Below are 16810 nucleotides of genomic sequence, written 5' to 3'. Positions count from 1 at the left end.
CCATGTCTCCGGACTCACCGGTCCAGGACCGCATCACCTGGTACTGGGACCAGCACGCACCCGCCTACCAGCAATTCCAGGAACAGCGGCTCGCACACCCCGACTACGACGCCGCATGGACCCGCGTCTGGCGGGACGCCCTGCCCGGCGACACCGAAACCGTTCTCGACGTGGGCACCGGCACCGGCCACGCCGCGCTGACCATCGCCGCCCTCGGCCGCCGGGTGACGGGCATCGACATCGCGCCCGCCATGATCGCCTTCGCCCGCGACAACGCGCGGCGCCGCGGACACGACATCACCTTCGTCCAGGGCGACGCGGTCGAGCCCGAAGCGCCGGGCGCCCCGTACGACGCGCTCGTCAGCCGCTACCTCCTCTGGACACTGCCCGACGTCGACGTCGCACTGCGCAACTGGCGCCGCCTGCTCCGGCCGGGCGGCCGCCTCGCCGTCGTGGACGCCCCCTGGCACGTCGGCGGAATGCGGCACTCCGACACCGACCCCCGAGCCCGCGCCTACGACGCCGAGGCCCGCCGCGCGCTGGCGCTCGCCGAAGCAGACGACATCACCGCCTGGAAGGAGAGGATCATCGCCACAGGCTTCGCGGACGTCGAGGTCACGCCCCTGACCGAACTGTTCGAACTCGACGGCGTTCATGGCGTCGCGACCGACCACCACCGCACCCTGCAGCACCTGATCACCGCCCGGAACCCCGGCACTCGATGACCGGCCGCCGGGGCACGGGCCAGCCGGGCGGAGCCGATCCGTCACACGCCCCGGCCGCCTCGCCCCGGAGGTGATGAGGCAGGCTTGACCCGATGCCGGAGCTGAGGACATGACGGCGCAGGCGGAGCTGGTGGGCTTCGCCGCCGGTGCGCTGATTGCGGTGGTGACCGCTCCGGTCGGGGTGTCGGGGGCGGTTTTCCTGCTTCCGGTGCAGCTCAGCGTGCTGGGCGTCCCCAGCCCCGCCGTCACCCCGACCAACCTGCTGTTCAACGTTGTCGCCGGCCCGGGCGCCCTGGTCCGCCATCACCGCCAGGGGAACCTCACCGGGCAGCTGACCCGGCTGCTGGTCGCCGGGACGCTCCCCGGCGTCGTGATCGGGGCGGTCATCCGGGTGTTCGCCGTCCCGGGCGCCACCGGCTTCCGTGTCCTGGTCGGCCTGCTCCTGCTCCCGCTCGGGCTGTGGCTGTGCGTCCGCGCCCTGCGTCCGCGTCGGCGCCGCTCCGGGCGGCCTTCGCCGCGGTTCATCACTGCGCTGGCCTTGGCCGTCGGCACCGTCGGAGGGGTCTACGGGATCGGTGGGGGCTCCATCGTCGGTCCCGTCCTGGTCGGACGGGGCATGCCGGTCGCCCAGGTCGCGCCAGCCGCGCTGGCCTCCACTTTCCTCACCTCACTGGTGGGGGCGGCGGCCTACGCGGTGCTCTCGTTCACCGTCGACGGTGATATCGCGCCCGACTGGTCCTTGGGCCTGGCCTGCGGCTTGGGCGGGCTGGTCGGCGGCTACCTGGGCGCCCGGCTGCAGCCCCGGCTCCCCGAGGACGCGTTGCGGTTCGGCCTCGGGCTGCTGGCGAGCGCGCTGGCCGTCCTCTACCTCCTGCAGGCGATCGGCTGACTGCCGTTGCGCGATGGCGGGGACGCTGTGCGGGTTCAGGGTCCCATGCCGGATCCGGCCGTGGACGCGCAGGTGGGGCGGTGCGATGCTCGTTGGCATGGGCGTGTTCGCCGGGCGGGCGGGGCTGCGGGGTCGGGGGCCGGTTTGAGCGGTGGGGTGCGGGCGCCGGTGCTGGTGCTGATGGGGTCGGGCGAGACGAGCCCGACGATGGTGGGCGTGCACCGGGACCTGGTCGCCCGGCTGCGGCCGGCGTCGCCGGTGCTGCTGGACACGCCGTACGGGTTCCAGGACAACGTCGCGGAGATCTCGGCCCGTGCGCAGGCGTACTTCGAGCGCAGTGTGGGGCTGCGGGTGGAGGTGCCGTGCGGGCTGCGCGGGGCGGGGGAGATCGATGCGGACGCGCAGGCGGCCGGGACCGGGGGCGATGCGGGGTTGGCCGCGGTGCGCGGCGCGGACTGGGTGTTCGCCGGACCGGGGAGCCCGACCTACGCGCTGGCCCAGTGGCGGGGCGGGCCCGTCGGGGAGGCGCTGGCCGACCACGTCCGGACGGGGCGGGCGGCGCTGGTGTTCGCGTCGGCGGCGGCGTGCACGCTGGGCGCTTTCGCGCTGCCGGTCTATGAGATCTACAAGTCGGGTGCGTGGCCGCGGTGGGTGGAGGGCCTCGATGTGCTGGGGCATCTGGGGTTGAAGGTCGCGGTGATCCCGCATTACGACAACGCCGAGGGCGGCACGCACGACACCCGTTACTGCTATCTGGGGGAGCGGAGGCTGCGGGTCCTGGAGCGCGAGTTGCCCGACGACGCGGCGGTCCTGGGCTTGGACGAGCACACGGCCGCGGTGGTCGATGAGGGCGGTGACCTGGTTCAGGTGCGCGGCCGGGGAGCCATGACCGTCCGGCGGCGCGGGGAGAGCGTGGTCGTCGCGTCCGGCGAGACGATGCGGCTGACCGATCTGCGTGCGCTGGTGCGGGGCGAGGCGGCCGGGCGTGCCCCCCGCCCGGTACGGGAGGACGGTGCCACGGAGGCGCCGCCGGTGACGTTGCGGGACACCGTCGTCGGCTGCGAGGAGCGCTTCGAAGCGGGGGTTCGCGAGGGCGACGCCGAGGCGCTGGTGCGGGCCGTGCTGGACATCGACGCCGCGGTGGCGCAATGGGCCGGGGACACCGAGGAGGACGAGGGCGGGACCGAGTGGGCCAGGGGCGTGCTGCGCAGCCTGGTCGTCCGGCTCGGCCAGGTGGCGGGCCGTGGCCTGGCCGATCCCCGCGACGCCCTGGGTCCCGCGGTGGAGCCGCTGGTCGAGGTGCGTGCGGAACTGCGTCGCACGGGACGGTTCGAACTCGCCGATGCCGTCCGGGACGCGCTGCGGGCGGCGGGGGTGGAGTTGCGCGACATGCCGGACGGCACCCGCTGGCGGCGGAACCGGTCATGAGGAGGCCGTGGCGCGGCGGCGATATCGCGCATGGGATGCTGTTGCGATGGATTCGCATCGGGGCGTCGCGGGGGGTGCCGCGGTCGTGGTGGAGGTGCTGGCTCTGCGGGTGACCGGCGAGGGCGGCCTGGCCTTCCGCGCGCTGGCGGGCGAACTGGGCGGTGGACGGCATCCGGACGCGGTCGCACGGGAGCTGCTGGGCCTGTCCCGCGACTCCGAGGAGTACCTGCTGCATTCGACGAGCTGGCGGCACGAGCCCGCCGGACGCGTACTGCTGACCTACGCCTGCTGCCCCGACCCGCGGCCGGAAACGGCGGCCATGCCGCTGCACGGTGAGCCGCTGGCCCGGGGTGAGGGGCCGGCGAGCCCGTCTCCGCACAGGCCGCGCATCGAGCAGGTCGCCGCGCACGCCGTCCGGCACCTGGCATTCCTCCGGAACACCGACACCACCGCCCGCCGGATGATCGATTCCGTCCCGGGGCTGGCCACCGTCCTCGCCTCCTGGCCCCCGGCCCCCGCCGGGCAACTGCCCGAGCCCGCCAGGGACGGCCAGGCGGTCTACGCGTCCCGCTGAAGTCAGCGCGGATCGAGCTGCGCCTGCCATTTCTCCGCCGTGGCCGGTGGCTCCGAGCGATCGAGGATATAGACCGATATCGGCAGCTGCGGGTAGAAGTCGGCGGGCAGCGCGACGTCCTGGCGCCAGCCCAGCCGCCGGTAGAGGCGCGCGGCGGGCGCGCCGGGATGGGTGATCAACCAGGCGGATACCCAGTTCGCGACGGCCCCGGTGAGCAGCGTCCCTCCCAGGCCGCGGCTCCGATGGGCGGGGTGGACGAACAACTCGGCGAGCTCGAAGCTGTTCCGCGTGAGCGCGGCCGCGCGCTCGGCACCGGCCGCCCGGGCCGGGTGGTGGGTGGAGAATGCGAAGCGGCGCCCGCCGGACCCGGGGAACGTGTTCTGAGCATGATCCGGGGTCCGGTGGGCGCCGCGGTCCGCGGGGCCTGAGCGGGTGATGCTCTTATGGATGTCAAGCGGCGAGTCTAAGATCGTTTGTGGTGATGATCTGGTAGAGCTCGCGGGCGACGTAGCGTTTGAGGCATCGGATGATTTCCTTCTTGGACATGCCTTCCTTGGTGCGCCGTTCGGCGTAGGCGCGGGTGCGGGGGTCCCAGCGCAGGCGGCAGATCACCACGCGGTAGAGGGCGGCGTTGGCGTTCCGGTCGCCGCCGCGGTTGAGGCGGTGCCGGTGGGTGCGGCCCGAGGAGGCGGGGATCGGGGCGGCGCCGCAGAGCATGGCGAACGCGGCTTCGGAGCGGAGCCGGTCGTGGTTCTGCCCGGCGGTGACCAGGAGTTGCCCGGCGACGTCGGTGCCGACTCCGTTGGCGGCGACCAGTTCGGGGTTGATCGCGGCGACCAGGGGCTGGAGCAGCTCGTCCAGTTCGGTGATCTCGGCGGTCAGGTGCTGGTGGCGGCGGGCGAGGAAGCGCAGGGCGATCTCGGCTGCGGTCTCGGGTGAGGCGGCGTCGGCGGGGTCGGGCCGCAGGGCGGCGCAGGCGGTGATCAGCTCGCGGGCGGGCAGGCCGCGCAGGCGTGTGCGCAGCTCGTCGGGGGCGGTGACGATCAGTGCCCTGATCTGCCGCTGGGCGTCGGCGCGCTGGTCGATGGCCGAGCGTCGGGCCACCCGCAGGTTGCGCAGCGCCTCGACGCGGCCGTCGCGCCGTTTGGGGACACCGGTGCGTTCCCCGGCCAGGGCCGTCCTGGCGGCGGCGACGGCGTCGATCGGGTCGGACTTGCCCTGGAACCGGCGGGTCCTGCGGTCGGGCCGGTCGACCTCGATCACCTGGACGCCGGTGTCGTGCAGCAGGCGGGCCAGTCCGGCGCCGTAGACGCCGGTGCCCTCGACCCCGACCCGGCCCAGGCGCCCGAAGGTGCCCATCCAGTCCAGCAGGGCGGTGTACCCGGCCTGGTCGGCGGGGAACTGCGCGGTGCCCAGGATCCGGCCGACCGGGTCGAGCACGGCGGCGGTGTGGGTGTCGGCGTGGGTGTCGACGCCGCCGGCGACCTCGCCGATCGCCGCGTCATCGGGTGTAATGGGGGTCATCGTCGTCCTGTTCTCCTGGCCGGGGGCGGGGCGGCACGCACCGGCCGGACGGTGGGACAAGACAGTGATGGGGCCTCTGGCCAGGCTCTTATTAGGTCACCCCGCCACAACCGGTGAGTGCACATGAGCGCCTCCCGCGCAGGGTCGGCAGATCCCGTTGAAGGCACCAGGCCAGTCAGGCGTTGGGCCAGACCCCAGCGGGAGGCGCTCACCTACATCATCACTGTCAGGCGTTCTTTGCGGCGGTGAGGCGGACGGCGACGTCGTTCCAGTTCACCAGGTCCCACAGTTTCTGGACGTAGTCGGGGCGCACGTTCTTGTACTGCAGGTAGTAGGCGTGCTCCCAGGCGTCGAACACCAGCAGCGGGGTGGCGCCCATGCCGACGTTGCCGTGGTGGTCGTAGACCTGCTGGATGATCAGCCGCTGTCCGAGGGGCTCCCAGCCGAGCACGCCCCAGCCCGAGCCCTGGACGGTCGCGGTCGCCTGCGTGAGCTGCTTCTTGAACGCCTCGAACGAGCCGAAGTGCTCGTCGATTGCCGAGCCGAGCTCGCCGTCGGGGCGGTCGCCGCCGTCGGGGGACAGGTTGTCCCAGAAGATCGTGTGCAGGACGTGCCCCGACAGGTTGAACGCCAGGGTCTTCTCCAGGCCGACCAGCCCGCCGAGCTGGTCCTTGTCGCGGGCCTCGTCCAGCTTCTCCAGGGTGTCGTTGGCGCCCTTGACGTAGGCGGCGTGGTGCTTGGCGTGGTGCAACTCCAGGATCTCGCCGGTGATGGCGGGCTCCAGGGCGGCGTAGTCGTAAGGAAGCTCCGGAAGTTCGTAGGTCATGGGGCCACTATTGCAAGGATCTTGCAACTGCATCAACAATGCAGCTATGTCGTCTCCGATTTTCTCCCCGGCGATCGGCGGACGTGTCGCCTACGGCTAGGTCGGCGGTCCCCACTCCCGCACCGTCTGCCGTCCACGCCTGACACCGTGCCGGCGAGGCCGCCGCGGTCCGGGGTCGGGGCGGAGACGCGGGAGGCATGTACTACGGTTCGTAGTACATGCGGTGGAGCGCACCCGGCGGCCGAAGAGCGGAGGACGGACGCGGTCCCATGACTGAGCACCCGGCCAGAGGGACGGCGCAGGCGACTCGCGCCGACCGGGGAACGCGGCTGCTCCGCGCGGTGGTGTTCTCCGCGGTTTGCGTGTCCGCCTCGGGGTGCGCGCACGCGTTGGCCTCGCAGGCGGGGCTCCCGTGGCGGTCCCTGCTGGTCGGATGGCTGGCGATGCTGTGCCTCGTGGCGCCGCTGGCCGGACGGGAGCGGTCGAGGCCGGGCATTGTCGCGACGCTGCTGTGCGGTCAGATGGTCTTGCACGTGGTGTTCGCTCTGGGGCAATGCCACGATGCGGCCGCGGGTGCGCCTGACGCCGCACCGCTGCCGGCGGCTCATACGATGCCGGGTCACGACGCCGGGTCGGTCGCGGGCGCTGCGCTGATACCGGGACCGGCGATGTTCGTCCTGCACCTGGCCGCCGCCGCGGTGCTCGGGTGGCTGGTGCATGACGGTGACCGCGCGCTCTGGGGGCTGGTCCGGATGTCGCGGCGCGCGACGGGCACGCTCACCGGTCCGCTGGAGGCACTGTTCGGCGCGATCCTGGCCGGTCTGCCGGCATCGCCGGTGCACATCGTGGCGGCCGTCACCGCCACCCCCGGCGCCGAGGACCCGCCCGGTGGGGTCGTCCTGCTGCACCACACGGTGATCCGCCGCGGTCCGCCGATGGCCTGGTGAACCTCTGAATCGCGGGCGGTGTGACCGCCCGCCCTCACCGCACCGCCTGATCACTCGCGGTCGCCGCGCTCGTGCACGGCCGGATGCGGATGTCCTCGCGACCGAGCCGCGCCGCTGCGCGCGGCCCGGCCGTCACCTTTCGTACGCCATCGCGCGGACCTTCGGGCCGATGGCGAATTCTTCGATGGAGGCTTCGTGCGTACTTTCACGCATGCTTCATCCCGCTCGTCCCGCCGGCGTGCCGGCGTGATCGGCGGGACCGCCGTGCTCGCGGTGATCTGCATGAGCGCCGCGGCCTGCGGCGGCCCGGCGGACGGCCGGGCGAGCGCCCCCCAGTCCGCCTCCCAGCCCGCCCCGCAATCCGCGGACGGGAACGTGCTGCGGCCGAACCGGCCGATGCCCAAACCGGAACTCGAACTGACCGACGACAAGGGGAAGCCTTTCGACCTGGTCGAGCAGACGGCGGGCCGGCCGACCGTGCTGTTCTTCGGTTACACGCACTGCCCGGACGTGTGCCCGACGACCATGGCCGATGTGGCAAATGCGGTCAAGAAGCTGCCCGCGGCCGACCAGGACAAGCTCCGGGTGGTGTTCGTGACGACCGATCCCGGCCGTGACACGCCCGGGCGGCTGCACCAGTGGCTCCGCGCGTTCGACGACCGCTTCATCGGACTGAGCGGGGACTTCTCCGCCGTCGAGAAGGCGGCGCGCAGCGTGGGCGTATCGGTGGACAAGCCGGTCAAGAACGCCGACGGAAGCTGGACCGTGTCGCACGGCGCGCAGGTCCTCACCTTTTCCCCCGTCGACGACGAGGTCCATTCGATCTACAACTCCGGGACGCCCGCTCAGCGGTACGAGGACGACCTGCCCAAGCTCGTCAAGGGGGAGGGGTGAGGCGCCCGGCCGCCGCCGCGGCGGTGCTGGCGTCCGTCACCGTGGTGGCCGCCTGCTCGGGGTCCGGCGCGTCCCAGCCGCCCGGCGACTCCTCACCGGGCGCCGCGGCACAGGGCGGTCCCCGGCTGTCGGTGTCCGGCGCCTACGTGCCCGAGCCCCCGCTGGCCGACATGGCCGCCGGATACCTCACCATTGCCAACGCCGGGGCGACGAGCGACCGGTTGACGTCGGTGACCAGCGACATCGCGGCCGATGTGACCATGCACCGCTCCACGGCGGGCGGAGGCATGAAGCGGGAGACGGCGCTGCCCGTTCCGGCCGGCGGCAGCCTGACGCTGCGCAGCGGCGGACCGCATCTGATGCTGATGGACCTCCGGCGCAAGCCGCGCACCGGGGACACCGTCACCTTCGTGCTGCGCTTCGCCGCATCTGCGCCCATCACCGTGAAGGCGCCGGTCAAGCCGGCGACATACCGCCCCCACCATTGATCGGTCCGGGCGCCGCCCCCGGCGACTTCAGAGGGGCGGCGCCCGGGACGGCCACGGGAGGACAACCATGAAACGACCCGATCCGCCGACCGGCGTCACCCGGCGCCGGTTGCTGAGCGTGGCGGGCGGCGCCGGTGCCGCGGGGCTGGCCGGCGGCGCGGCCGGAGCGCTGGGCCGGCGGGGGGCCGGGCGTGCCGACACCCCGCTCACCGCGACCGGTGCCACCGCGGTCCCGTTCCACGGCCGCCACCAGGCCGGGATCACCACTGCGCCGCAGGCGTGGGGATACCTGGCCGCCTTCGACCTGGAGCCCGCAGCGGGCCGTGCCGCCGCCGCGGCGCTGATGCGCCGCTGGTCGCGGGCCGCCGAGGCGATGACGGCCGGCCGGGCGCCGGCCGGCGACGACCAGGTCGCCCTGGACGCCGGACCGTCCTCGCTCACCGTGACCTTCGGGTTCGGCCGCACGTTCTTCGCCAGGACCGGGCTGGAGGACCGGCTGCCCGCCGCGCTGGTGGAGATGCCGCCCTTCCCGGGCGACGCGCTCGACCGCTCCCGCAGTGACGGTGACCTGTGGGTGCAGGTCGGAGCCGACGATCCGCTGGTCGCCGTGCACGCGCTGCGGGCCCTGCGAAGGACCGCCTCGGGCACCGCGCGCGTCCGCTGGCAGATGAACGGCTTCAACCACGCGCGCGGAGCCACCGGACGGCCGCGAACCGTGCGCAACCTGATGGGCCAGCTCGACGGCACCGGCAACCCCGACCCGTCCGCCCCCGGCTTCGACGAGAAGATCTTCGTCGGACGCACCAGCGGCGCGGAAGCCTGGATGGAAGGAGGGTCGTACGCGGTCGTCCGCCGCATCCGGATGCTGCTGCACGCCTGGGAGCAACTTCCGACCGCCCGCCAGGAACGCGTGATCGGCCGCCGTAAGGACAACGGTGCCCCGCTCTCGGGCGGCACGGGGACCACCCCGGCCGATCTGGCGGCGATCGGCCCGGACGGAACGCTGAGCATTCCGGGTGACGCGCACATCCGGGTCGCCGCGCCGGCGGCCAACGGCGGGGCGACCATGCTGCGCCGCGGCTTCTCCTACCATGACGGCCACCTTCCCGACGGCGCGGACGACGCCGGTCTGCTGTTCGTCGCCTGGCAGGCCGACCCCACCACCGGCTTCATCCAGGTGCAGCGCAAACTCGCCGGTGCCGACGGGCTCAGCCGGTACCTCCGGCACGAGTCCAGCGGCATCTTCGCGGTCCCCGGAGGCGCCACCGCCCCCGGCGACTACGTGGCCCGTGCCCTCCTGGAGTCATGAACCGGCCCAAGACGGCATGCTTTGCGGCACGGTCGTCGCGGCGGTCCGCCTCGACTTCCTGATGCTGCCGAAGCGGCCCTGCGGATCGGTGAGCGGGTGCGGTTCACGTTGGTGTTCGACCGGGGAGGCACGGCCAGGGTAACCGCGCCCGTTCTTGCGGCCGGCGGCCGTGGTTGAGGCGGGGCCGGGATGGAACGTGTGTACTACGCTGCGTAGTACATTTGCGTGGCGTGCACTCGGTGACCCAAGGGCGGAGGACGATCGCGGTCCGATGACAGAGCACCCGGCCGGAGGGACGGCGGAGGCGCCTCGCGCCGACCGGGGCATGCGCATGCTGCGTGCAACGCTGTTCTCGGCCGTTTGCGTGTCGGCGTCGGGGTGCGCACACGCGCTGGCCTCGCAGGCGGCGCTTGCGTGGGAGTCCCTGCTGGTCGGGTGGCTGGTGATGCTGTGCCTGGCGGCGCCGTTGGCGGGGCGGGAGCGGTCGAGGCCGGGCATCGTCGCGATGCTGCTGTGCGGCCAGGTGGCCATGCACGTGGTGTTCGCCTTGGGGCAGTTCCACAGTGCGGCTGCGGGTGCCGCCGGGACCGCGGTGCCGGCGGTGCACCATTCGATGCCGGGGGTGGGGGCGTCACTGATGCCGGGGCCGGTGATGTTCGCGCTGCACTTGGCCGCTGCCGCCCTACTCGGATCGGTGGTGTACCACGGCGATCGTGCGCTGTGGAGACTGATCCGGGTGTCACGGCGTGCGGCGGGCGCGCTCACCGGGGCGCTGGCCGTGCTGCTGAGGGTGTTCCTGGCGTACCCGCCGGATTTGCCGCTGCACGTCATGCCGGTTGCCGGAACCCGGCCCGAGGCGGAGTTCGGGTCCGGCGGGACCGTTCTTCTGCACCATGCGCTGGTCCGCCGCGGCCCGCCGATGATCGTGTGAACCGCTGATCTTTGCGGGCGGCGTGGCCCCGTTTCACCGCACCCTGGTCCTTTCGCGGCGTCGCGTTCGTGGACGGCCCGGCGCGGATCCCCTGTGGCCATGACGCGTGCTGCCGCCGCGCCCGGCCATGACCGATCATCTGCCGTCGTGTGAGTCTTCGGGCCCGATGGCGCGTCTCTCCTGGCAGCCGGGCCGGCTGCGGCCGCCCCGGTGGTCTCCCTCGCGGAGCCCGACCCCACGTCGAAAGGCATTCTCCGAGATGCGATGTTGCCGGGCGCGAGTGGAGAGTGCTCTGTCGCCCGTTCTCACCGGGCTGGGCGGTCGCTCATGAGCGGCTGGAACGAGGAACCGGATACGCTCGACCTCGGGACCGTGGCGTTGCGCGCCGGTGCCGGGGACGGTGAGGCGCTGACGCACCTGGTCAGGCGGACCAGCCCGGCCATATGGCGGGTGTGCGCGGCGCTGGTGGACCAGGGGTCGGCCGAGGACCTGATGCAGGAGACCTACCTGCGGGCCTTGCGGTCGCTGCACACCTATCGCAACGAGGCGGGGCCCTTGCCCTGGCTCGTCACCATCGCCCGTCGCGTGTGCGCCGAGGAGATCGGGCGCCGGGCCCGCATCAGGACGGCGACGCGCCGGCTGGAGGCCGAGAGCCGTCCTCCTGGGCAGGACTCAATGCTGGTCAGCGAGCTGGCCGATGCCGTGGACCGGCTGCCCGCCGAGCGCCGCGCCGCACTGCTGCTGACGGCGGTCGCCGGCCTGTCCTACGCCGACGCCGCCACGGTCTGCGGCTGCCCGGTCGGGACGATCCGCAGCCGTGTCGCCCGGGCCCGTGCCCAGCTGATCGACCTGCTCGGCGCCGGGGACGTCCCCGGACCGCACGATGTCACAGGTTGATCCGGTCGCGCCGGCACCGGATGTGTCCTGGACGCCATCCGGTCATCTCTACGCCGTACGCCATATGTCACGAAAATGCCGGGAACCGGAGCGCCGTTTCGACTGACTTCTTAGGGACCGGCGAACCGATGCGGCCGGTCGCGCGCAGCGCGAGGAGGGGCATCCGCATGGCGACAGACCGATCACCTTCTGCGGACCCGGAGCACAGAACGAGACCGGCGGGCGGCCGGGGATCACCGGAGGCTGCCGTCTCCAGGCGCAGTGCGCCACTTGACGGCGGAAGCCGGGGGGCTGCTGTGGGCGGGGAACGCAGGCGTAAGGCGGTGGCCCGATGATCCAGGCGACGGGCCTGCGCTGGATTCTGACGGTGTTGTTCGTACTGCTCGCGGCCTACTCGGTGTGGCGGGCGGTTTCCGGAAGCGACGGCCGGACCGTCGGTCGCGGCGGGGCGGCAGCCCGGGTCGCGCACGTGCTGCACGCCGTGATGGCGGCCGCGATGGCGGCGATGGTGTGGTCATGGGGAATGGATCTCCCCGCCTGGCCGCAGGTCGTCTTCTTCACTCTCGCGGCGCTGTGGTTCGTCGGGATCGCGCTGGCGTTCCCCGGAGGGGCTCCACGCTCCCGCGCACTGCTCATCGCGTTTCCCCATGCTCTGGTGATGGGGGCGATGGCGTGGATGGTGCACGCCATGGCCGCCGCGATGTCCGGCCACCACGGCATGGGCGACGCCATGGGACACGGATCCGGCGCGCACACGCACCACGTGACGGACACCTCTGCGATCGCGTCGATGACATTGCAGGGCGGTTCACGAGCGGCCGCCGGGGTGCTGGCCGCCATCATGCTGGCACTCACCCTGTGGTGGCTGGCCCGTGCCTTCGGCCCTGCCCGCGCGGACGCGGGGATGCCGTGCGGCGGGACGGCCGATCCGGTAGTGCGGCGCAGGGACTGTGCGGTCCTGGATCTCGGCTGCCACGGCGCCATGGCCCTCGGTATGGCGGTGATGTTCGCCTTGCTCGTCTGGGATGGCGCCGCATGAGGGCGTTCGCGGAAGCTGCGGCGGCCGCGGCGGAGGCGGTTGAACCCACCGGGCCCCGCGCCCGTATCCCGGTGTGCTGCCCGCGTGCCGTGGGCTTTCCCGGAACACCGGTCATGGGTAACGGAGGCTCTTGAACCTCATGGGGTTGGGGTCGGTGGTGCGGTGGGTGCGTGCGGGAAGCTTCTCCGCCGCCTGCTCCGTCCTCGCGTCCCTGGGCCACCTTTCCGGTGGCGGACGGGTCGACCGGCTCGCCCTGGTCGCCGCCTTCCTCCTGATCTTGGTGCCGGCGCTGGCGTTGACGCGCCGGGAGAGGACGTTCGCCACGATCCTGCCCGCGGTCGCGGTCGGACAGGTGGCGCTGCACGTGCTGTTCGCGCAGACGGTTCCGGGCCATGCGATGGTGATGCCCGCCGCTGATCCGGCCGGGCACGCGGGTATGGAGACGCCCGCGGCCCACGGCGGCTCGTCCGGGCTCGCCATGCTTCTCATGCACACCGTCGCGGTGCTGGTCACCTCGTGGTGGCTGGAGCGCGGGGAAGCCGGGCTGTGTGCGCTGGCCCGCCGGGTGGCGCGCTGGACGCTGCGGCCGCTGACCCGGGTGCGGCCCGTTCCGGTTGACGGGCCGGCCCGTCCGATGCGGGCGACGCGCCGTCCCCGTGCGGCGGTCGGTGCGGTCATCATGAGGCACGTCCTGGTCAGGCGCGGACCGCCGCAGGCCCCGTTCGCGCTCGCCTGACGCCCGCCCTCCCGGCCATCGGCGGGATGGGCGCGAGCCGAAACACACCGCACTCGCACAGCTGCGAGCCCCCGAAACTTTCCGGGGCGGCGCGGCCTCCCGCCGCAGGGCATGACGCCGCGCTGCCGATGTCTTGCCCTTGGAGCCTGCATGTCCACGACTTCCGAACCTGTCGTCGGCGATCCCGAACGGGACCGTGCCGCCCCCGCCGAGGCCCCGCCCGCCGATGCCCGCCGTCCCGGCGGGGGCGGAGTGTGGCCGCTGCTGCGGCGGCTGCACTTCTACGCCGGCGTGTTCGTCGCACCCTTCCTGATCCTCGCCGCGATGACCGGCCTGGCCTACGCGTTCACCCCGCAGTTCGACGCCCTCGTCTACGGCGACGAACTGCGGGTCGAACGCGCGACCGGTGCGCCTCTGCCGCTGTCGGAACAGGTGCGCGCCGCCATGGCCGCGCACCCCGGAGGCACGGTCGCCGCCGTCGTCCCACCGGCCGGCGCGGACGCCACCACGAAGGTGGTCTTCTCCGTGCCCGAACTCGGCGAGAAACAGCGCACCGTGTACGTCGATCCCTACACCGGTCAGGTGCAGGGAGCACTGACCACCTGGTTCGGCTCGACACCCCTGAGTACCTGGCTGGACGAACTGCACCGCAGCCTGCACCTGGGCCCGGCCGGCCGGCTCTACTCCGAGACGGCCGCCAGCTGGCTCTGGGTCATCGTGGCAGGCGGGCTGCTGATGTGGCTGGGCCACCGCCGGCGGTACCGTGGCCGCGGCCCGGCCCGCCGCGCGTTCTGGCCGGACCGCTCGGCCAAGGGCGTCCGCCGTACGCGAGGCAGGCACGCAGTTCTGGGAGTGTGGCTCGGTGTCGTCCTGCTGTTCCTGAGCGTGACGGGCCTTACCTGGTCGGACCATGCGGGTGCCCGCTTTGACAGGGTCCAGGCGGGTCTGGACGCGACCGCGCCGGAGCTGGACACCGCGCGTCCGGGCGCGGCGAAGGCCGCGGGCGGCGGCCATGAGCACCACGGCGGCGGCGGTCCCGCGGCCGGGACGGCCGACCCGGCCGCCGCGGTCGACGGGGTGCTGGCGACCGCACGCAAGGCGGGACTGTCGGGCCCGGTCGAGATCAGTCCGCCCGCCGACGCTGAAAGCGTGTGGAGCGTGGCCCAGGTCGACAACCGGTGGCCGGTGCGGCAGGACAAGGTGGCCGTCGACGCCTCCACCGAGCAGGTCACCGCGCGGGTGAACTGGGCCGACACCCCGTGGCTGGCGAAACTGACCACGCTCGGCATCCAGTTCCACATGGGCAAGCTGTTCGGCCTGCCCAACCAGCTCTTGCTCGCCACCACCGCGATCGGCCTGCTGACGATGATCTTCTGGGGCTACCGGATGTGGTGGCAGCGTCGCCCCACCCGCGCCGACCGCCGCGCGCCCTTCGGGCACCCGCCTCCGCGCGGCACCTGGCGTGAGCTGCCGCGCCCCGTGCTCTTCCTCGGCATCCCGGCCGTCCTGCTGGTGGGATGGGCGCTGCCCCTGCTCGGAATCACCCTGCTCGCCTTCCTGCTGATCGACGCCGCCGCGGCGGTCCTGCGCCGCCGCCGAACCGTCACGGGCGGCACATCGTGAACCTGCAACGCGGCGAGTGACCGGTGCCCAGCCCGGAGGTTCCGGGCCGGGCACCCGGGATCATCGGGCCCTAGATCAGGGAGCGATGGTGCCTCCCCCCGCTTCGAACGGCCTGGCAGATCACCGGCGGCCTTTCCGGCGGGGACCGTCTCTTTCGGGAAGGACGGTGATCTGGTGGATGCCGGTGCGGGGGTGTGCGCCCACTTCGGCTTGGACGCGGTAGACCTCGGCCAGCAGGGCCGGTGTCAGCACCTGGGCGGGTGTTCCGGTGGCGACCAGGCGTCCGCCGTCCAGGACGCAGAGGCGGTCGCAGTAGGCGGCGGCGAGGTTGAGGTCGTGCAGCGCGATGACCGCGGTCGCGCCGATGCGGCGCACCAGTTGGAGCGCGTCGAGCTGGTGGCGCAGGTCGAGATGGTTGGTGGGTTCGTCCAGGACGAGGGTTCCGGCCTGCTGGGCGAGGGCGCGGGCGATCAGGACGCGTTGCTTCTCGCCGCCCGAGAGCCGGTCGAAGGGGGCGTCGGCGAGGTGCGCGGCCTCCAGTTCGGCCAGTGCTTCGGTGATGATGGCGCGGTCGGTGGCGGCGTCGCCCTGGAAGGCGCGCTTGTGCGGGGTACGGCCCATCGCCACGACGTCGTAGGCGGTGAGCTCGAAGTCTCCGGTGGTGTCCTGGAGGACGGCGGCCAGCCGTCGCGCGAGGTGTCTGCCGGGCATGCGCCAGATGTCGTCGCCGTCCAGCAGGACGCGTCCGGAGGTGGGGCGCAGCGCGCGGTAGAAGGTGCGCAGCAGCGTGGACTTCCCGGCGCCGTTGGGCCCGACGAGCCCCACGACCTGCCCGGGGGCCGCTTCCAGTGAGACGTCCGCCACCAGAGCGCGGCCGTCGGCGACGACGGTCACTTTCTCGGCTCGCAAGGTGCCGGTGCCGCGGGTCATCGTGGCGCCTTACGCTTCATGAGGTACAGGAAGAAGGGACCGCCGACCAGTGCGGTGAGGATCCCGACGGGGATCTCCTCGGGACTGATCAGAATGCGGGCGGCCAGGTCGGCGGCGATGAGGAACGCCGCGCCGAGCAGTGCGACCGCGGGCAGCGCGCGGCGGTGGTCGGCGCCGACCAGCAACCGGACGACGTGCGGCATGATCAGGCCGACGAACCCGATCGAGCCGCTGACCGCCACGACCGTGCCGATCATCAGGGCGACCAGCACGAACAGTGCGGCGCGGAACCGGTGCACGTCCAGCCCGAGTGACGCGGCGGCCTCCTCCCCGGCCAGCAGCAGGTTGAGCGGGCGCGACAGCCCGAGCAGGACCGCGGTCCCGGCCAGCACGGCGGCCGCCGGGATCCACAGCACCGTCCAGGTGGTGCCGGCCAGGCCGCCCAGCATCCAGCGCATGGCGGACTCGGCGCTGTGCGGGTCCTTGGAGGTGATCACCAGGTAGCCGGCGATCGCCGAGAGCACCTCGGCGGTGGCGACGCCGGCCAGGACCAGCCGGACCGTGGTCATCCGCCCGCCGGAGCGCGCAAGGAAGTAGACCAGGACCAGTGCGAGCAGTGCGCCGCCGAAGGCGGCCAGCGGCAGCGAGAACCTGCCGAACCAGGCCACGTGGAAGACCACCACCAGCACCGCGCCGACGGTCGCGCCGGACGACACCCCCAGCAGCATCGGGTCGGCCAGCGGGTTGCGCACCAGCGCCTGCAGCGCCATCCCGCACACCGACAGGCCCGCTCCCACCACTGCGCACAGCAGCACCCGGGGGAGGCGGACGTCCAGCACGATCGTCTCGCGAACCGGGGGCCAGTCCGGGGCGGCCAGCGCCGGATGGGCGGAGTGCAGCAGGATGCCCCAGACCTGACCGGGCGGCAGGCTCACCGACCCGGCCGCGATCCCGGCCGTCGCCGCCACCAGCACCAGCCCCGCCAGCAGCGCCAGCACGAGCGGATACGGAATCCCGAGTCCGCGGGAACGCGCGCCTCCGGTGACCGGC

Annotated in this window: 18 protein-coding genes; 13 read left to right on the top strand and 5 right to left on the bottom strand. The window is 73.0% G+C overall.

Features of this window, described 5'->3' with window-relative positions; genetic code table 11:
• Nucleotides 1–2 precede the first annotated feature (2 nt).
• The 4 genes from ABTW95_RS30015 to ABTW95_RS30000 all read left to right on the top strand — a co-directional run bounded on the left by ABTW95_RS30015 (nt 3) and on the right by ABTW95_RS30000 (nt 3616).
• On the top strand, nt 3–725 hold the full coding sequence (locus ABTW95_RS30015; RefSeq protein ID WP_500228038.1) for a class I SAM-dependent methyltransferase: 723 nt from the start codon (nt 3–5) through the stop codon (nt 723–725).
• A 109-nt stretch (nt 726–834) separates the two neighbouring features.
• Nucleotides 835–1614 carry a TSUP family transporter gene (locus ABTW95_RS30010; protein WP_500228037.1) on the top strand — a complete coding sequence of 260 codons (780 nt, stop codon included), beginning with the start codon at nt 835–837 and terminating at the stop codon, nt 1612–1614.
• A gap of 144 nt (nt 1615–1758) precedes the next feature.
• Complete coding sequence (locus tag ABTW95_RS30005; RefSeq protein WP_500228036.1) at nt 1759–3042, top strand: hypothetical protein; 1284 nt, start codon at nt 1759–1761, stop codon at nt 3040–3042.
• Between the two features lie 46 nt (nt 3043–3088).
• Entirely contained in the window at nt 3089–3616 is a 528-nt protein-coding gene (locus ABTW95_RS30000) for a hypothetical protein (protein ID WP_500228035.1), read from the top strand.
• Between the two features lie 2 nt (nt 3617–3618).
• Here the strand turns inward: ABTW95_RS30000 and ABTW95_RS29995 are convergent, their stop codons facing one another.
• The 3 genes from ABTW95_RS29995 to ABTW95_RS29985 all read right to left on the bottom strand — a co-directional run bounded on the left by ABTW95_RS29995 (nt 3619) and on the right by ABTW95_RS29985 (nt 5966).
• Complete coding sequence (locus tag ABTW95_RS29995; protein WP_500228045.1) at nt 3619–4053, bottom strand: GNAT family N-acetyltransferase; 435 nt, start codon at nt 4051–4053, stop codon at nt 3619–3621.
• 13 nt (nt 4054–4066) lie between these two features.
• Complete coding sequence (locus tag ABTW95_RS29990; RefSeq protein ID WP_089331240.1) at nt 4067–5140, bottom strand: IS110 family RNA-guided transposase; 1074 nt, start codon at nt 5138–5140, stop codon at nt 4067–4069.
• 226 nt (nt 5141–5366) lie between these two features.
• Nucleotides 5367–5966 carry a superoxide dismutase gene (locus ABTW95_RS29985; protein ID WP_500228034.1) on the bottom strand — a complete coding sequence of 200 codons (600 nt, stop codon included), beginning with the start codon at nt 5964–5966 and terminating at the stop codon, nt 5367–5369.
• 455 nt (nt 5967–6421) lie between these two features.
• Here ABTW95_RS29985 and ABTW95_RS29980 point away from each other — a divergent pair, with 455 nt between their 5' ends.
• The 9 genes from ABTW95_RS29980 to ABTW95_RS29940 all read left to right on the top strand — a co-directional run bounded on the left by ABTW95_RS29980 (nt 6422) and on the right by ABTW95_RS29940 (nt 14830).
• Nucleotides 6422–6913: a hypothetical protein gene (locus ABTW95_RS29980; RefSeq protein ID WP_500228033.1), complete on the top strand. Its 492-nt coding sequence runs from the start codon at nt 6422–6424 to the stop codon at nt 6911–6913.
• Between the two features lie 246 nt (nt 6914–7159).
• A complete protein-coding gene (locus ABTW95_RS29975) occupies nt 7160–7807 on the top strand; it encodes an SCO family protein (RefSeq protein WP_500228032.1) in 648 nt (215 codons plus the stop codon).
• The gene (locus ABTW95_RS29970) at nt 7804–8295 is read left to right on the top strand and encodes a copper chaperone PCu(A)C (protein ID WP_500228031.1); all 492 of its coding nucleotides are present in this window, start codon (nt 7804–7806) and stop codon (nt 8293–8295) included. Before ABTW95_RS29975 ends, ABTW95_RS29970 begins: the two co-directional genes overlap by 4 nt.
• Before the next feature lie 67 nt (nt 8296–8362).
• Nucleotides 8363–9604: an iron uptake transporter deferrochelatase/peroxidase subunit gene (gene efeB, locus ABTW95_RS29965; protein ID WP_500228030.1), complete on the top strand. Its 1242-nt coding sequence runs from the start codon at nt 8363–8365 to the stop codon at nt 9602–9604.
• A gap of 325 nt (nt 9605–9929) precedes the next feature.
• Nucleotides 9930–10535, top strand: coding sequence for a hypothetical protein (locus ABTW95_RS29960; protein ID WP_500228029.1), 606 nt, complete (start codon nt 9930–9932; stop codon nt 10533–10535).
• A gap of 327 nt (nt 10536–10862) precedes the next feature.
• Nucleotides 10863–11432 (top strand): RNA polymerase sigma factor, encoded by a 570-nt coding sequence (locus ABTW95_RS29955; RefSeq protein WP_500228028.1) that lies wholly within the window; start codon nt 10863–10865, stop codon nt 11430–11432.
• A 331-nt stretch (nt 11433–11763) separates the two neighbouring features.
• The gene (locus ABTW95_RS29950) at nt 11764–12471 is read left to right on the top strand and encodes a DUF5134 domain-containing protein (RefSeq protein ID WP_500228027.1); all 708 of its coding nucleotides are present in this window, start codon (nt 11764–11766) and stop codon (nt 12469–12471) included.
• Between the two features lie 166 nt (nt 12472–12637).
• The gene (locus tag ABTW95_RS29945; RefSeq protein ID WP_500228026.1) at nt 12638–13207 is read left to right on the top strand and encodes a hypothetical protein; all 570 of its coding nucleotides are present in this window, start codon (nt 12638–12640) and stop codon (nt 13205–13207) included.
• A 150-nt stretch (nt 13208–13357) separates the two neighbouring features.
• Nucleotides 13358–14830, top strand: coding sequence for a PepSY-associated TM helix domain-containing protein (locus ABTW95_RS29940; RefSeq protein ID WP_500228025.1), 1473 nt, complete (start codon nt 13358–13360; stop codon nt 14828–14830).
• Nucleotides 14831–14950: 120 nt separating this feature from the next.
• Here ABTW95_RS29940 and ABTW95_RS29935 read toward each other — a convergent pair whose 3' ends face one another.
• Both ABTW95_RS29935 and ABTW95_RS29930 read right to left on the bottom strand, forming a co-directional pair.
• The gene (locus ABTW95_RS29935) at nt 14951–15760 is read right to left on the bottom strand and encodes an ABC transporter ATP-binding protein (protein WP_500228024.1); all 810 of its coding nucleotides are present in this window, start codon (nt 15758–15760) and stop codon (nt 14951–14953) included.
• A complete protein-coding gene (locus tag ABTW95_RS29930) occupies nt 15757–16758 on the bottom strand; it encodes a FecCD family ABC transporter permease (RefSeq protein ID WP_500228023.1) in 1002 nt (333 codons plus the stop codon). The genes ABTW95_RS29935 and ABTW95_RS29930 overlap by 4 nt, the downstream gene beginning before the upstream one ends.
• Between the last annotated feature and the right edge of the window lie 52 nt (nt 16759–16810).

Source organism: Spirillospora sp. NPDC127506, assembly GCF_040302145.1.
Lineage (GTDB): Bacteria > Actinomycetota > Actinomycetes > Streptosporangiales > Streptosporangiaceae > Spirillospora.
The sequence above is the reverse complement of the archived record's forward strand: the minus strand, read 5'-3'. Positions and strand labels throughout refer to the sequence as shown.

Coding starts and splice junctions, on each gene's coding strand:
- ABTW95_RS30015 (WP_500228038.1), top strand. CDS start 3: ATGTCTCCGGACTCACCGGTCCAGGACCGCATCACCTGGTACTGGGAC.
- ABTW95_RS30010 (WP_500228037.1), top strand. CDS start 835: ATGACGGCGCAGGCGGAGCTGGTGGGCTTCGCCGCCGGTGCGCTGATT.
- ABTW95_RS30000 (WP_500228035.1), top strand. CDS start 3,089: ATGGATTCGCATCGGGGCGTCGCGGGGGGTGCCGCGGTCGTGGTGGAG.
- ABTW95_RS29990 (WP_089331240.1), bottom strand. CDS start 5,140: ATGACCCCCATTACACCCGATGACGCGGCGATCGGCGAGGTCGCCGGC.
- ABTW95_RS29985 (WP_500228034.1), bottom strand. CDS start 5,966: ATGACCTACGAACTTCCGGAGCTTCCTTACGACTACGCCGCCCTGGAG.
- efeB (WP_500228030.1), top strand. CDS start 8,363: ATGAAACGACCCGATCCGCCGACCGGCGTCACCCGGCGCCGGTTGCTG.
- ABTW95_RS29960 (WP_500228029.1), top strand. CDS start 9,930: ATGCGCATGCTGCGTGCAACGCTGTTCTCGGCCGTTTGCGTGTCGGCG.
- ABTW95_RS29955 (WP_500228028.1), top strand. CDS start 10,863: ATGAGCGGCTGGAACGAGGAACCGGATACGCTCGACCTCGGGACCGTG.
- ABTW95_RS29950 (WP_500228027.1), top strand. CDS start 11,764: ATGATCCAGGCGACGGGCCTGCGCTGGATTCTGACGGTGTTGTTCGTA.
- ABTW95_RS29940 (WP_500228025.1), top strand. CDS start 13,358: ATGTCCACGACTTCCGAACCTGTCGTCGGCGATCCCGAACGGGACCGT.
- ABTW95_RS29935 (WP_500228024.1), bottom strand. CDS start 15,760: ATGACCCGCGGCACCGGCACCTTGCGAGCCGAGAAAGTGACCGTCGTC.